This window comes from Alteromonas confluentis (genome assembly GCF_001757105.1).
GTDB classification, from domain to species: Bacteria; Pseudomonadota; Gammaproteobacteria; order Enterobacterales; family Alteromonadaceae; genus Alteromonas; species Alteromonas confluentis.
Map to the genome: position 1 here is coordinate 1 of NZ_MDHN01000013.1, position 14,976 is coordinate 14,976.

The following is a 14,976-nucleotide window of genomic DNA, read 5'->3' on the forward strand; positions in this document are numbered from 1 at the left end:
TTGGTGAGCCTTTACCTCACCAACTAGCTAATCTCACTTGGGCCTCTCTTTGCGCCGGAGCCGAAGCCCCGTTTGGTCCGTAGACATTATGCGGTATTAGCAGTCGTTTCCAACTGTTATCCCCCTCGCAAAGGCAAGTTCCCAAGCATTACTCACCCGTCCGCCACTCGTCAGCGATGTGCAAGCACATCCTGCTACCGTTCGACTTGCATGTGTTAGGCCTGCCGCCAGCGTTCAATCTGAGCCATGATCAAACTCTTCAATTAAATATATCGAAAAACTTTTATGAATCGTCGGTTGACACTCTTAACGAGTGCCCACACAGATTGTCTTGTTATACATTTTTAAAGAACAATGCTAAGTGCTTATATAAAAGCTTTGCTTAGCTGCTTCGAAGCTTTACCCCGAAGCGGGACGCGCATTCTACGCGCTTCGTTTTCAGTGTCAATCGTTTTTTAAATTTAATTTCAAAACGTTGCTTTTGAAAACCGCTTACTGTATTTGGCTGAAAGCCTTATCCTGCAAGCACTTCGAGGTGTCTGTCAGTGACGTTCCCCGTCGAAGTGGGGCGCATTATAGGGGGTTCAGTTAATAGATCAATGGTTATTTTCAAAAAACTGAAACATTTCGCTCGTTCGCTTAAATCTTGTACTTTCACGCCTATAAAGCGAGCGATCAGAGGCGTATAGTAACCCTATTATTGTTTAAGAGAGCTTTATAATGCCTGTCAGAGAATACAATTCTATCTCCCCTTCTGTTGCAGAACGCTGCTATATAGATGAATCGAGTGTATTGGTTGGCGAGATAACTATCGGTGCGGATTCCAGTGTCTGGCCCCTTGTTGCAGCCCGTGGTGATGTTAACTACATAAAAGTAGGTGCCAGAACGAATATTCAGGATGGTTCTGTTCTTCATGTTACCCGCAAGTCATCCGGCAACCCTGACGGTAATCCGCTGATCATTGGTGATGATGTCACTATTGGGCATAAATGCATGCTACATGGCTGTACCCTGGGTAACCGCATCCTTGTGGGTATGGGCGCGATAGTAATGGACGGTGCTGTTGTAGAAGATGATGTTTTTATCGGCGCTGGCACATTAGTGCCTCCCAACAAGCGACTTGAGAGTGGCTATTTATATGTAGGCAACCCAATGATGAAGAAACGCCCGCTCAAAGAAAGTGAACAAGCGTTCCTCAAAATATCAGCGGATAACTATGTGCGCCTTAAAGATGAGTATTTGGCGCAGATCTGAGTGTTCGCCGTTATGGCCGTAACTTCTGAATGACACCAGCAGTTTCTGGTGTCTTTCCTGTCCATATTGTGAATGCGGCAGCTGCCTGTTCGACTAGCATGCCGAAACCATCTTTTGTAGAACGTGCCCCCTGCTCCTTCGCATAATTCATAAACGAAGTCGCCTTTGCGCTATAAACCATGTCATAAGCCAATTTACATTGTGAGAAAAGGCCATCTGATACCATTGGCAAATCACCGGTTAAACTTGCTGAAGTGCAATTGATGATAACATCTGGCAGCTGCTTCTTTGCCTCTTCGATACTCACCGCACAAAATGCGTCATGTTTAATATCGGTGACAATTGATTCAGCTTTGGCCAAAGTTCGGTTTGTTATCATTAGCAGTTCAGGTTCTGAGCCGAGTAATGGTTGCACAACTCCACGGGCTGCCCCACCAGCGCCAATTAACAAAATACGCTTACCTTTTAACTCGGTAGCATTCAGTAAATCCGCCACCAGCCCCATGCCATCGGTTGTATAACCAAATAATGCATTCCCCTCACGATGAAGAGTATTTACTGCTTTAGCAGTTTTCGCTTCCGGATTGCAGTTTGCTTCACTTAGCACAAACGCCTTTTCCTTGAAGGGAACCGTAACGTTACAACCCACCGCCAGTTCATCTGCGAAGAATGCGTTAACAGCTTGCTCAAAGCCATCTACTGGCGCCTCAATTTTGTCATAATGAATATCTTCACCGGTTAATTCTGCAAACATATGGTGGATAGCCGGTGATAAACTATGAGAAATTGGATTTCCGAATACAGCGAACTTTTTCATGGGCATTTTTAGCTTGTTAAATAAATCAAAGAAGAATACAGGAACTCCTGCCACACCTTATGAGGCGATTGGCGGAGAGGAAACAGTCAGATTAATCGCTAACCGATTCTATGACATCATGGAGCAAGATCCTATTGCTGAGGAGCTTCTCGCTATCCATCCGCAACCATTGGACAGAATTCGCCATGTATTTTTTCTGTATTTAACAATGTGGCTGGGCGGACCAAATGAATTTGAAAAACAGTTTGGCCACCCACGATTGCGCGCGCGTCACCTGGGCTTCCCGGTGACACCAGCCCTTAAACAACAGTGGATGTACTGCATGCGAAAAGCCATGCTACAAACGGTAGACAATATGGCGATTGCTGAGAAGCTACTCGACGCACTGGATCAGTTAGCTGAGCACATGATTAATCACGAGGAATAAAAAACCCTCCAATTCAGGAGGGCAAATGGCAAGTGCGAAAAACGCATGGAAAGCAAAAGCGAGTTATTAGAAAACGAAGCCCACTGATACGGTGTAAACCCAAGGGTCAATGTCAACGTCTACACTGCCAGCAACACTGGCAACAGTAAAGTCGGCAGTTGTGTCGATAGCGATATAGCGGGCAGAGGCATTAATCAGCCATTTTTCATCAATTTTATAGTCGAAGCCTACCTGCGCAGACCAACCAAATGAATTGTCGAGATCTAGGTCAGAGAAGGTTTGCTCCTCACGATCGCCTGTAAAGTCTTCATCATAGATAAACGTGTAGTTTAAACCCGCACCAATGTAAGGAATAAAAGCTGAGTTGGTATCAAAGAAGTAAACAGCACTAATCGTTGGAGGTAGATGCGTAACTTCAGCAAGTTTACCGTCACCTAAACCTAGAGCATTATCTGCGGTACCTGTCAGTTCAACATCGTGGGTAAACGGAGTTGCAGCCAGAATTTCCACGCCCCAGTTTGAATCCAGCATGTAAACCAGGTTTAAACCAAGCTGAGTATCGTTATCGACACCAACCCCCATACCAACATTGCCGCCCAGCGCGTTTACGTTAACATTGCTAGAATCGTCATTTGGCGCAACCGTAGTTACACCCGCACGAATAATGATGTCACCGGCTTCATAAGCCATGGCTGGAGCAGTAAGAGCAGTCAGAATAAGTGCTGCAAGGGTAGTTCTTTTCATGATTTTCTCTCGTGTATTAACGTTGATGTGCGTACTGTACGCCTCGGGAAAATCAGAATGTTGTTCTAGATCAACAGAAAAAATCTGTTTGAGAATGAGCCCGTTGAGGTTGATCTGAATCAACATCAACGAGTCATAGTGCTTTTAAAGAGAAAGCGAATTCACTGAGAACCAGTGGAGTGAATCACTACCAATCGGTGGGTTTAAGCCAGCTTGAGAGCTTGTCTTCAGGACTGCCAGGGGCTGGTTCAAAACCATACTCCCAACGAGCCAGTGGCGGCATCGACATAAGAATGGATTCAGTACGGCCGCCGGTTTGCAAACCAAACAGCGTGCCTCGGTCATACACCAGGTTGAACTCGACATAGCGACCACGGCGATAAAGTTGAAACTGACGTTCCCGCTCGCCGTAAGACTGACCTTTACGTCGCTCTACAATAGGCACATAAGCATCGAGGTAACTATTCCCTACAGACTGCATAAATGCGAAACTCTTTTCGAAGCCCCATTCATTTAAGTCATCAAAGAACAAACCACCAACACCACGGGTTTCATTGCGATGTTTCAGATAGAAGTAATCGTCGCACCATTTTTTATAATTCGGATAAACTTCATCGCCGTATGGCGCGCAACACTTTTTGGCCGTATCGTGCCAGTGCTGTGCATCTTCCTTAAAGGGATAAAAAGGCGTGAGGTCGTATCCGCCACCAAACCACCAAATCGGCGCTTCGCCTTCTTTCTCTGCAATAAAGAAGCGCACATTAGCGTGGGATGTTGGAATGTAAGGGTTGTGTGGATGGATCACCAATGACACGCCCATAGCCTGAAAGCTTCGGCCAGCTAACTCTGGACGTGATGCTGTGGCGGAAGCTGGCATAGCATCACCGAACACATGGCTAAAATTAACACCGCCCTGCTCGATTACGCAGCCATTCTTCATTACTCTAGAACGGCCACCACCACCCTGTTCCCTCTGCCAGGTGTCTTCTTCAAAAGAACCTTTTCCGTCAGCCAATTCCAGGGTCTGGCAAATATTATCTTGTAGAGAGAGTAAAAAAGCTTTTACTCGAGCGATGGCGTCAGCCGTATCCTCAATGTTCATGGTTTGCATGTCTAGTCTCTGATTATCTGCCCGGTTTCGCAGTCACGAATCGTGCTGGGTCGGGTCTTAGCTCCGGTTTCGCCATCGATATAAATAACGCTATCAGCAAAATATGCGCGCGCTTGCTGTTGATCTTGTGCAGGCGGCTCGCCGGAAGGATTGGCGCTGGTAGATACCAACGGCTTCCCCAAGCGCTCACAGAGCGCTTTAACCACCGGGTGATCAGTAACGCGAACGGCAATTTTTTCGTGTTCGCCCGTTATCCAACGAGGCGCGGTTTTCGATTTGGGTAGTAACCAGGTGTTGTGACCCGGCCAGGAGGAGAAGATTTCTGCTCTGCGATGAGGCGGCACGGCATTATCATTAACAAATGGCAGTAATCTTGAGTACGAATCTGCGATCAGGATCATGCCTTTTTCAATTGGACGCTGTTTTAGCTGTAGCAGCTTATGTACTGCCATTTCGTTATCAGGGTCGCAGCCAATCCCCATTACTGCTTCTGTAGGGTAGACAATTAATGCCCCCTGTTCGAACGCATCTTTCAGCGTATCGTTTTGTTGTTCGCTCATTCTTTGGACTCAGCCTGATAGTCACATAATGGTTGAGGGCAGCAGAGTGTTCCTTTCTTATCGATAAGCAATTCCCATCCACATTCTGGGCAGCTACCCGACACAGGCGGGAAATTTACCACATATCGACATTTTGGATAATGATTACAGGCGTAAAACCGTTTCCCATATTTATTTGTGCGTTCGATGATATGCCCGGTTTTGCATTGTGGACATAAAACCTGTGTATCTTCCTGTTGCTTGATCGGCTCGATATGATGACACTCAGGGAAATTGGTGCAGCCGATAAACATACCATATCGCCCTTTCTTAATAGCCATCACATTTCCACATTCTGGACAGGACGAGCCGGCAATTTCTTTTAGCGTGGTAGTTTGCTGATCGTGTAGAGGTTTACTGAAATGGCAATCAGGATAGGCAGTACAGCCAAGAAACGGGCCGTTTTTGCTGTTGCGAAGTTGCAAACGACTGCCACATTCCGGGCAGTCGCCAAAGGCGTGCTCAAGCGCATGCTCGTGAGCACTAAAAAGGGAATGATCAATTTTTGACATAAAGAATGTCGGAAACGCTCCTACTTAATGTAGCGTACCGTCTGATTCCTCAAACAAAAGATCTTCCATTTGGGCGTACGCATTTTCTTTTCCGGGTACATTGAATAACACCATCAATACTACCCACTTAAGATCTTCAAGGCAGAATTCAGGAGAATCGATTTCCATTACTCTGTCTATCACCATCTCACGCGTTGACGCGTCAAGCACACCAACCTGCTCTAAAAACAGCAGGAAGCCCTGACACTCAACATCAAGACGCATTTGTTCTTCTTGCGTATAAATGCGGCTCACGCCAGATGAGATCCCTTTGCAAAAATACGGTTTGATATCCGTTTCTTGCAATGCGGCGAGTTTTTCTAACCAGGCCAACGCTTTGTAGATCTCATCGTGATGAAAACCAGCGCGTATTAACTCATCTGTCAGTTCGTCCTGATCGACGCGGATTTCCGTTTCGCTATGAATGAAATTCTCAAACAGATACATGAGGATGTCGAACATGGTTTATTTCCCCCTCAATTTGACATAACCACCAGGAACAGCGGCTACGAGACCACGCAGCTCATATTCTAATAATGTTGCCATAACTACTGATATAGGCAGAGCGCTACGTTCGGCTATGATGTCAACGCCAGTTACATCTAACTCCACACTATCTAATAATTTATCGGTTGCCAAGTTTTGTTCTTTACTTTTTTGCTGCGATGTTTCGGGCAGACCATGCGCAGTACTGACTTGCGGACTCAATTCTTCAATAATGTGTTCAGCCGATATTACCAGTTTAGCACCTTGCTGAATAAGTGCATGACACCCACTTGTTTGCGAGTTGCTGATATTACCTGGCACTGCGAACACATCACGCCCCATATTTGCGGCCAAATTCGCCGTTATCAAGGTGCCACTTTTCAACGACGCTTCTACAACCAATGTTCCAGCTGCAACAGACGCGATCAGGCGGTTTCGCTGAGGGAAATGAAATCGTTTCGCCGGTGTACCGGGGAAAAACTCAGAGGCAATCAGACCTCCCCCTTCGACAATGTGCCTGGCAAGACTATGGTTGCGCCGTGGATAGATGATGTCAGCACCTGTCCCCAAAAAGGCGATAGTTCTGCCTTCAAATGACATTGCCCCCTTATGCGCCGCACTGTCGATACCGGTGGCCAAGCCACTGGTGATAGTGATACCAGCCTGCGCTAGCTGTGTAGCAAACATCTCAGCGTGCTGTAGTCCAGAGAACGTTGCTCGTCGGCTGCCAACAATGGCAATTTGTGTATCAGATAATCTTGATACGTTGCCAACGGCAAAAAGTACCAACGGGGGCGATGACAACAACGAGAATCCGGTTGGCCAGTGCGCATGCTCACAGGTAAGAATATGATGCTGTTCACTTTGCTCAAGCCAGTTAATAGCCTGATTTACCGCCGTTATATCGATATGTTGACGTAGGGTAGCCAATGCCGTTCTGACTGGCTCAGAAATAACGTCAGACGATAACACTTGCTGATTAAACATGATGTCCTCTGCGCTAAGTGAGTATGCAGAGAGCATGCGGTGCCACTTTTGCGGTGACATTTTAGGAACGGTGGCCATGGCAAGCCAAGCGGTGAGAGATGAATAATGGGAGGAAAAGTGCATGCCGTAACTCCTTGGTTACGGCATGGCTATTTAGTTAAGGGTTGGCGACAATCGCGCCGGTTTTCACCAACTCCCTTGCGCGGGTAATAATACCGTAACTCGCTTTTTCAAAGGTTTTGAAGATAACAATTTCGCCAATTTTTATGCCTGGCTGATGTACCGTACTACCATCGTTGAACACGCTGTAAAGCGCATTATTTTCGCCGGCATATTTAGGGGCTTCACCATCAATGATGTCTGGCCCTTGTGCATAAAGTCCCATAACCGTGCCAGGCTGAACCTGTTCTGCGCCTAAATCGACGATGACTACATCATCTTTGCCAAGCAATTCATGCTGATGCAGGTTGCCCACCACGAATCCTCGCTGTTCAGGCTTCGCAGCCTGCAGCATAAGATCTTGTTTACCGGTGAACTCGCCATCGTATAGGCGGTCACCGCGGCGGGCTTCAAAATTAGATTTAGACACCTTAACGAGCCATTGAAACGGTACCGTGTCGTCAATCATATCGGCATCGGCGACGTGATAAACCTGGATGCCGAGGATATCGCCATTCAGGTTTTCAATAGTAGATTGTCTTCTTAGCACGCGATACTGATCGGAAGATCGGCCGTAGCTGCGACTAATCACGATATCATCTGTCACAAAGCGGATATCACCCGTTTGGTTTCCTAAAATGTGAGGCAGCTTTTCGTACACCTCTTCATCCAGTAACTCGTTCTGATTGATGTAAGGCGCAATCGCGGTCCAGGGCAACATGCCGATGGGATCTGGTTTATTCTGCTTTCTCAGTGATGGCCCGAGGGTTAAATGTTTCTTCTCCCGCTGCACAACAAGTACAGGCTGCCCGTCAACAATTCGGATAACCAGCACGTCGCCGGGGTAAATAAGGTGAGGGTTTATGATTTGCGTGTTATTACGCCATAACTCTGGCCACAGCCAAGGCTTATCCAGAAAGAGACTCGCAATGTCCCACAACGTATCGTGACGTTTTACGGTATACGTTTGTGGCGCGCCCTCTTTTAACGTTACCGCCTGAGCCAGCCCCGACAAACAACCGATAAGCATACCTAGCAAGACTGCGGCAGTGGTTAAACGCTTCTTTATGAATCCTGTTTTCATGCTGGCACCAGCCACTCCTGTTGAAATTTTCGTCATTGCCTCTATATCGGCGGTGTAACGTATTTTTACAGTCCGAAACGCCTTATTACTTAGCTTAGATTGAAGCAGGCCTCTAGGACTAAAGCATAGCGCCAATGCATCAGGAAACAAAAAAATGCACGGCTGAACCCGTTATACGATAGAATAGTAACTTAAACGAATGTGTAAATAGCGCTGGCTATTGGATCGTATATAAATTCATACACGCAAGCGAAGTAGAACGACAGATGGCAATATTAGACGTTTTAAGTTTTCCCGACGAACGGTTACGCACTGTAGCGAAGCCGGTAGAGTCAGTTAATGATGAAATCAAACAACTTGTTTCGGACATGTTCGAAACCATGCGCGACGAAAAAGGCATTGGCCTGGCAGCAACGCAGGTAGATCGTCATGTTCAGGTGGTGGTGATGGATGTGTCTGAAGATCAGGACACGCCTCGGGTTTTCATTAATCCGGTTATCACCGAAAAAGACGGTTCCACGATCAGTGAAGAAGGCTGCTTATCGGTACCGGGCAATTACGCCAAGGTGGATCGCGCCGAGCGTGTTACCGTTAAGGCCCTCGATGCCGACGGCAAAGAATTTGAACTTGAAGCTGATGGCCTGTTGGCTATTTGTATTCAGCACGAACTCGATCACCTGAAAGGTAAGCTGTTTATTGATTACCTCTCTCCACTCAAGCGTCAGCGTATTCGTAAAAAGCTTGAGAAAGAAGCCCGACTGGCTGCGAAAGAAGCATAAGGTACGCTGTGACTTCACCATTACGAATTATCTTTGCAGGTACGCCTGAATTTGCTGCCGATCACTTACGTGCTTTGTTAAAAACAGAGCACGAAGTTATTGCCGCCTATACGCAACCCGACCGCCCGGCGGGACGTGGTAAAAAGCTCACTCCCAGCCCGGTAAAAGTGCTAGCGGAAGAAAGCCAAATTCCGGTTTTTCAACCGGCATCGCTTAAGAATGAAGAAGCGCAGGCAGAACTGGCTGCATTGAATGCGGATGTAATGGTAGTTGTGGCGTACGGTTTACTGCTACCTAAAGCGGTTCTTGATATGCCGCGCCATGGTTGCATTAACGTTCACGGTTCTATTTTGCCCAAATGGCGAGGTGCTGCACCTATCCAACGTTCTATCTGGGCAGGCGATGACGAAGCTGGCGTTACCATCATGCAAATGGATGTGGGTTTGGATACCGGCGATATGCTGCATATTGCTAAGCTCCCGATTGAAGCTTCAGACACCAGTGCCACTTTGTACAATAAATTGGCGGAGTTGGGTCCTGTTGCATTGGTAGACGTACTTAGTGATCTTGAGCGCTATCTTGGCGCTACAGAAAAGCAAAATGACGACGAAGCCACCCATGCTAAGAAACTAAGCAAAGAAGAAGCGCTTATTGACTGGCAGGCAACGGCGGAACAGATTGAGCGTAATATTCGTGCGTTTAATCCCTGGCCAGTTGCATGGATGCAGTTAGGAAACGACAACGTGAAGGTATGGTCTGCATCGGTTAGCGAAGCAACGTCAACACAAACGCCTGGCACCGTAGTCAAAGCGGATAAGCACGGTATTGTGGTTGCCACCGGCAGTAAAGATCTGCAAATCACTCAATTACAAATTCCGGGTAAAAAAGCCCTACCGGCGGCAGATGTTCTTAATGCTCGCCCTCAGTGGTTCGAAACCGGCAAGCCCATCGGCGGCAATTAAGTTATGACAATCCCCTTACCCCGTCAGAAAAACCTGCGCGCCGATACCGCGTGGGTTATTTATCAGATCCTCGAAAATGGTAAATCCAGTCGTGAATGCTTAGCAAAAGTGCAGCGACGATATCAGGGGAAAGATAACGCGTGGATCCAAGAGATGTCGCTGGGCGTGATGCGCCAGTTGCCACTATTACAAACCTGGTTACGCCAGCTGCTGGATAAACCGTTAAAAGGCAATAAGAAGGTGCTTGAACATCTGATTTTGCTTGGGCTGTATCAGATTGCATTTAGTCGTGTGTCGTCACATGCCGCTGTCAGTGAAACCGTCAACGCTGCTTCTTATCTTGGCGGCATGCAACTAAAAGGTTTAGTGAATGCCATCCTACGTAATTTCGAGCGACAGGCGCTGGCAACACAACCCGTAGAAGATCCTATCATCGCCAGTGGATTGCCGAAATGGTTCTATAAACGTGTTGTTGCGGCATACCCTGATCACTACGAATCGGTTGTTGAACAAACCAATGCTCAAGCGCCTATCTGGCTTCGAGTAAACACCTGCCAGGTTTCACGTGAAACGTTTTGTGAGGCATTAACACAACAAGACATTGCGTTTTCGCTGTCAGAACAACACCCGCAGGCAGTGATACTGGTTAAGCGCCAGGATATTACCGCCCTTCCTGGCTATGAGAAAGGTTGGTTCGCCGTGCAAGACGGGGCGGCTCAATTGGCAGCGCAATATTTGGCACCACAGCCAAACGACCGAGTTTTGGATTGCTGTGCCGCGCCCGGTGGAAAAACCGGACATATTTTTGAGATCCAGCCGGCCATTGGCTCTTGCCTCGCCATCGATAGCGATGCCATTCGTTTAGAGCGGGTTAAAGAAAACATGACTCGCCTACAGCACAAACCAGAAATAAAAATAGGCGATGCGCTTAGACCGGATCAATGGTGGGATGGTCAACTATTCGATCGTATTTTGCTTGATGCACCCTGCTCTGCAACCGGAGTAATTCGTCGTCACCCAGATATACGCTGGTTACGTAAATCCACTGATATCGCAGCACTCGGCGCACTACAGTCGGAAATTATGGATGTCATGTGGTCATTGCTTAAACCCGGCGGCACACTGCTTTATGCCACCTGCTCCATTTTGCCTGAAGAAAATCATCAGCAAGTTGCCGCGTTTTTAGCGCGCACTGAAGATGCAGAATTGTCTTCGCTTACTGAAACCGACACCACCGAAAAACCTGGTCGTCAGATTTTACCTGGCGAGCAACAAATGGATGGTTTCTACTACGCGAGACTGATAAAGTCTTCTCACTAATAAGATAAAGAGTCTGAAATAAATCAATGAAAATCATCATTCTTGGCGCAGGACAGGTCGGTGGTACGCTGGCAGAAAACCTGGTTGGTGAAAAGAACGAGATAACCGTTATTGATTCAGACCCGACCATCTTACGAGCGCTACAAGACAGGCTCGATCTTCAGGTTGTTGAAGGCGTGGGTTCTCACCCAGATATTCTTAAAAAAGCCGGTGCCGAAGACGCAGACATGCTTATTGCTGTAACCAACAGCGATGAAAGCAACATGTTGGCTTGTCAGGTCGCTTACAGCCTGTTCAAGACCCCGACCAAAATTGCTCGTGTGCGTAGCGAGCAATACATCATTTATCAGGAACAACTGTATAAAGAGCAGAACATTCCTGTCGATCATATTATCGCGCCTGAGCAATTGGTTACCACGGCGATTAAACGCCTAATTGATTACCCTGGCGCACTGCAAGTTGTCGAATTTGCCGAAGGCAAAGCCAGTCTTGTTGCGGTAAAAGCCTATTATGGTGGTTTGCTCGTAGGTCATGCACTTTCAACATTAAAAGAGCACATGCCTAACGTGGAAACCCGGGTAGCCGCTATTTACCGTCGTGGTCGTCCTATCCGCCCTCTGGGAACAACGGTTATAGAAGCCGACGATGAAGTGTTCTTCATTGCGGCTACAAAGCATATTCGCGCCGTAATGAGCGAGTTGCAGAAGCTGGAATCCAGTTATAAACGCATTATGATAGCCGGTGGTGGCTTAATTGGCGCAGGCTTGGCAAAACGTCTTGAGCATAAGCACAACGTTAAACTTATCGAATTTAGCCCTGAGCGCGCGCAGTATCTTTCTGCCAATTTGGATAAAACCATCGTGTTCTGTGGTGATGCTTCTGATCCCGAGCTTCTGAATGAAGAAAGTATCGACCAGGTAGATGCATTCATTGCAGTTACCAACGACGATGAAGCGAATATCATGTCTGCGATGTTGGCCAAACGAATGGGCGCGCAAAAAGCGATGGTGCTAATTCAGCGCAGCGCGTATGTTGATCTGGTTCAGGGCGGCGAGATTGATATCGCCTTTTCACCCCAACAGGCAACGATTTCTGCCCTGCTGACGCACATCCGTCGCGGTGACATTGTAAATGTGTATTCTTTACGTAGAGGGGCCGCCGAAGCCATCGAGGCGATAGCCCACGGCGATGAGAATACGTCTAAGGTGGTCGGACGCGAAATTGGCAGTATCAAATTGCCGCCCGGCACGACCATCGGCGCAATTGTTCGTGAAGACACGGTAATTATCGCTCACAGCGACACAAAAATTGAAGCCAATGACCATGTGATTCTGTTTTTGGTAGACAAGAAATACATCACCGACGTGGAAAAACTGTTCCAGCCTAGCGCTTTCTTCTTTGGCTAATTGATAACTTACAGATGAAGGCGAAGCCGGATCAGCTTCGCCAGAATGTGGGCGAGAATAACACCAACAGTGAAAACACTTCCAAACGCCCAAACAGCATGGCCAGCACCAACAACCATTTACCTGCATCGGTGACTTCAGAATACGTGCCAGCGACACTGCCAAGACCAGGACCTAAGTTATTCAGCGTTGCCGCTGTTGCCGTAAAGGCTGAAATGTTATCCAGTCCGGTAGCAATCATACCAATCATGATCACCACAAACACGATGGCATAAGCCGAGAAGAATCCCCATACCGCTTCCACAACGCGATCAGGCATTGCCCGCTCGCCCAGCTTAACGGAATACACCGCTTTAGGGTGAATAAGCCTATCGACTTCCCGCTTTCCCTGTAGAAATAGCAGTAAGACACGCACCACTTTTAGCCCACCACCGGTAGACGACGCACAGCCGCCGATAAAACTGGAAAAGATTAACAATATTGGCAAGAAGGCCGGCCAAGATGAGAAATCTGTAGTGGCAAATCCTGCGGTAGTACTAATAGACACCGCCTGAATCATTGCCTGATCGAGGGCTTCTTCTGCAGAACCGTAATAACCCGATAGCGTGAGCACCAGGAAGCAAATCATAATCAACGCAAACTGAATGCAAAGGAAAGCTTTAAATTCCGGATCCCGCAGGTAGCCTTTTACCGAACGGGAGCTGGCAGCCGCGTAGTGTAATGAAAAGTTAAGTGCCGCGATAAGCAGAAAGATGGAGCAAACCGCATTAACCATAGGACTGTCGAAGTAGCCAAGACTCGCATCGTGAGTCGAAAAGCCGCCAATCGCCACAGTGGCGAAGGAGTGGCAAACCGCATCGAACCAGTCCATACCGGCAATCATGTAAGCACCGGTACAAGCGATTGTCAGCGACAAATAGATGTACCAGAGGTGCTTTGCCGTATCGGCAATACGGGGCGTCATTTTTGAATCTTTCACAGGGCCGGGGGTTTCAGCTCTGTATAGCTGCATGCCCCCTACGCCAAGAATAGGCAGAATCGCAACGGCCAGTACAATGATACCCATGCCACCAAGCCACTGCAGTTGCTGACGATAGAATTGAATTGAATGAGGAAGGAATTCAATCCCTTCGATAACGGTAGCCCCGGTGGTAGTAAGCCCAGAGAAGCTTTCGAAGAAAGCATCTGTGACCGTCATACTCGGCTGTTCGAGCAAAATAAACGGAATGGCACCGAAGCTGGCCAGTACTGTCCAAAACAGTACGACGATGAGAAACCCCTCTTTCGCCCGGAGTTCTTTACGATGGTAACGGTTTGGGTACCACATTACTGTGCCGGTGGCGACACACATCAGGAAGGCAATAATGAAAGGCAGACCACTGCCGTCTTCAAAAACCAATGATATCAGTGCAGGTGGTATCATTGTGACGCTAAACAGCGCAACCAGTAATCCCAGAATCCTTACGATTGCACGGTAGTGCATATTTCGCTGTGCCTTTTTATATTTCTTCTAATGCAGTAACTGCATTGTTATCACCCCAATCTTGTCATTATGCGGTGACTCAGGCGAAAGGGAAAGCCCATTCGCCTTAACCCACTACGATTACTTCATCGCCAGTACGGTTTTTACCATTTTATCGATACCGGCCTTGGCCTCCAAAATGTCGCCTGCAAGCATGTAAGCGGGTGTAGTGACAAGTTTTGCTTCGGTATCAATAACGATGGCATCAACGGCGCAATCCACATGTGAAGCACCTAACGCATTAATACCTGCCGCCGCTCCCTCATCGTTACCGATGGTCACTTTACGTTGATCTTTATAAACCGCTGCAGCAAGGGCTGGTGCAATACAGGCGTAACCCGCCGGTTTACCGGCTTCTGCAAATGCTTTGCACACAGCCATCACATCGTCGTTAACTGAACATTCAGGCCCGTCTACCGCAAAAGTGCATAAGTTTTTCGCTGCTCCGAAACCGCCCGGTAACATAATGGCGTCAAAGTCGTCGGGCTTGCACGCGGTAACGGGTTTAATTTCCCCGCGAGCGATACGGGCAGATTCAACCAGCACATTGCGCGACTCGCCTTCAGCAACTTCGCCTGTGAGATGATTCACTACATGCATTTGCGCCACATCAGGCGCAAAGCATTGATATTGTGCCCCGTTTTCACGAATTGCTAATAAGGTAATAACCGCTTCGTGAATTTCAGCTCCATCAAACACGCCACTTCCACTTAGAATCACTGCTACTTTTTTCACTGAATACTCTCCCATCTCTGCAAGCCAGATAGA

At 47.6% G+C, this 14,976-nt stretch carries 16 protein-coding genes and 1 rRNA gene; 6 read left to right on the forward strand and 11 right to left on the reverse strand.

Going from position 1 to position 14,976, the window contains the following annotated elements:
• A 16S ribosomal RNA gene (locus BFC18_RS05685) occupies nucleotides 1–266 on the reverse strand; the annotation flags it as partial.
• 454 nt (nucleotides 267–720) lie between these two features.
• Between BFC18_RS05685 and BFC18_RS05690 the strand changes: the two genes are divergently transcribed.
• Nucleotides 721–1,254, forward strand: a complete 534-nt coding sequence (locus BFC18_RS05690; RefSeq protein WP_070124295.1) for a gamma carbonic anhydrase family protein — start codon at nucleotides 721–723, stop codon at nucleotides 1,252–1,254.
• A gap of 10 nt (nucleotides 1,255–1,264) precedes the next feature.
• Here BFC18_RS05690 and aroE read toward each other — a convergent pair whose 3' ends face one another.
• A complete protein-coding gene (gene aroE / locus BFC18_RS05695) occupies nucleotides 1,265–2,071 on the reverse strand; it encodes a shikimate dehydrogenase (RefSeq protein WP_070124297.1) in 807 nt (268 codons plus the stop codon).
• Here aroE and BFC18_RS05700 point away from each other — a divergent pair.
• Complete coding sequence (locus BFC18_RS05700) at nucleotides 2,070–2,498, forward strand: group II truncated hemoglobin (RefSeq protein ID WP_070124298.1); 429 nt, start codon at nucleotides 2,070–2,072, stop codon at nucleotides 2,496–2,498. The genes aroE and BFC18_RS05700 overlap by 2 nt on opposite strands.
• Before the next feature lie 66 nt (nucleotides 2,499–2,564).
• Here the strand turns inward: BFC18_RS05700 and BFC18_RS05705 are convergent, their stop codons facing one another.
• From BFC18_RS05705 to BFC18_RS05730, 7 genes are all read right to left on the reverse strand, one after another.
• Nucleotides 2,565–3,242: an OmpW family outer membrane protein gene (locus BFC18_RS05705; protein WP_070124583.1), complete on the reverse strand. Its 678-nt coding sequence runs from the start codon at nucleotides 3,240–3,242 to the stop codon at nucleotides 2,565–2,567.
• 187 nt (nucleotides 3,243–3,429) lie between these two features.
• On the reverse strand, nucleotides 3,430–4,344 hold the full coding sequence (gene hemF / locus BFC18_RS05710) for an oxygen-dependent coproporphyrinogen oxidase (RefSeq protein ID WP_139138962.1): 915 nt from the start codon (nucleotides 4,342–4,344) through the stop codon (nucleotides 3,430–3,432).
• A gap of 11 nt (nucleotides 4,345–4,355) precedes the next feature.
• Entirely contained in the window at nucleotides 4,356–4,913 is a 558-nt protein-coding gene (gene tsaC / locus BFC18_RS05715; RefSeq protein WP_070124300.1) for an L-threonylcarbamoyladenylate synthase type 1 TsaC, read from the reverse strand.
• Entirely contained in the window at nucleotides 4,910–5,464 is a 555-nt protein-coding gene (locus tag BFC18_RS21365) for a DNA topoisomerase family protein (RefSeq protein WP_083272935.1), read from the reverse strand. The genes tsaC and BFC18_RS21365 overlap by 4 nt, the downstream gene beginning before the upstream one ends.
• A gap of 24 nt (nucleotides 5,465–5,488) precedes the next feature.
• A complete protein-coding gene (locus BFC18_RS05720) occupies nucleotides 5,489–5,965 on the reverse strand; it encodes a DUF494 family protein (RefSeq protein ID WP_070124301.1) in 477 nt (158 codons plus the stop codon).
• Nucleotides 5,966–5,968: 3 nt separating this feature from the next.
• Nucleotides 5,969–7,099, reverse strand: a complete 1,131-nt coding sequence (gene dprA, locus BFC18_RS05725; protein WP_070124303.1) for a DNA-processing protein DprA — start codon at nucleotides 7,097–7,099, stop codon at nucleotides 5,969–5,971.
• Nucleotides 7,100–7,133: 34 nt separating this feature from the next.
• The gene (locus BFC18_RS05730; RefSeq protein ID WP_070124585.1) at nucleotides 7,134–8,219 is read right to left on the reverse strand and encodes a LysM peptidoglycan-binding domain-containing protein; all 1,086 of its coding nucleotides are present in this window, start codon (nucleotides 8,217–8,219) and stop codon (nucleotides 7,134–7,136) included.
• A 266-nt stretch (nucleotides 8,220–8,485) separates the two neighbouring features.
• Here BFC18_RS05730 and def point away from each other — a divergent pair, with 266 nt between their 5' ends.
• From def to trkA, 4 genes are read left to right on the forward strand one after another with little or no spacing between them, the layout of a single operon-like run.
• Nucleotides 8,486–8,998, forward strand: coding sequence for a peptide deformylase (def, locus tag BFC18_RS05735; RefSeq protein WP_070124304.1), 513 nt, complete (start codon nucleotides 8,486–8,488; stop codon nucleotides 8,996–8,998).
• A gap of 8 nt (nucleotides 8,999–9,006) precedes the next feature.
• On the forward strand, nucleotides 9,007–9,960 hold the full coding sequence (gene fmt / locus BFC18_RS05740) for a methionyl-tRNA formyltransferase (protein WP_070124305.1): 954 nt from the start codon (nucleotides 9,007–9,009) through the stop codon (nucleotides 9,958–9,960).
• A 3-nt stretch (nucleotides 9,961–9,963) separates the two neighbouring features.
• The gene (gene rsmB / locus BFC18_RS05745; RefSeq protein WP_070124306.1) at nucleotides 9,964–11,280 is read left to right on the forward strand and encodes a 16S rRNA (cytosine(967)-C(5))-methyltransferase RsmB; all 1,317 of its coding nucleotides are present in this window, start codon (nucleotides 9,964–9,966) and stop codon (nucleotides 11,278–11,280) included.
• Nucleotides 11,281–11,306: 26 nt separating this feature from the next.
• Nucleotides 11,307–12,686 (forward strand): Trk system potassium transporter TrkA, encoded by a 1,380-nt coding sequence (gene trkA, locus BFC18_RS05750; RefSeq protein WP_070124308.1) that lies wholly within the window; start codon nucleotides 11,307–11,309, stop codon nucleotides 12,684–12,686.
• 31 nt (nucleotides 12,687–12,717) lie between these two features.
• On the opposite strand, the gene BFC18_RS05755 is transcribed toward trkA, so the two are convergent.
• Together BFC18_RS05755 and elbB are read right to left on the reverse strand one after the other, a co-directional pair.
• Nucleotides 12,718–14,169: a TrkH family potassium uptake protein gene (locus BFC18_RS05755; protein WP_070124310.1), complete on the reverse strand. Its 1,452-nt coding sequence runs from the start codon at nucleotides 14,167–14,169 to the stop codon at nucleotides 12,718–12,720.
• A 120-nt stretch (nucleotides 14,170–14,289) separates the two neighbouring features.
• Nucleotides 14,290–14,943, reverse strand: a complete 654-nt coding sequence (elbB, locus tag BFC18_RS05760) for an isoprenoid biosynthesis glyoxalase ElbB (RefSeq protein ID WP_070124587.1) — start codon at nucleotides 14,941–14,943, stop codon at nucleotides 14,290–14,292.
• Between the last annotated feature and the right edge of the window lie 33 nt (nucleotides 14,944–14,976).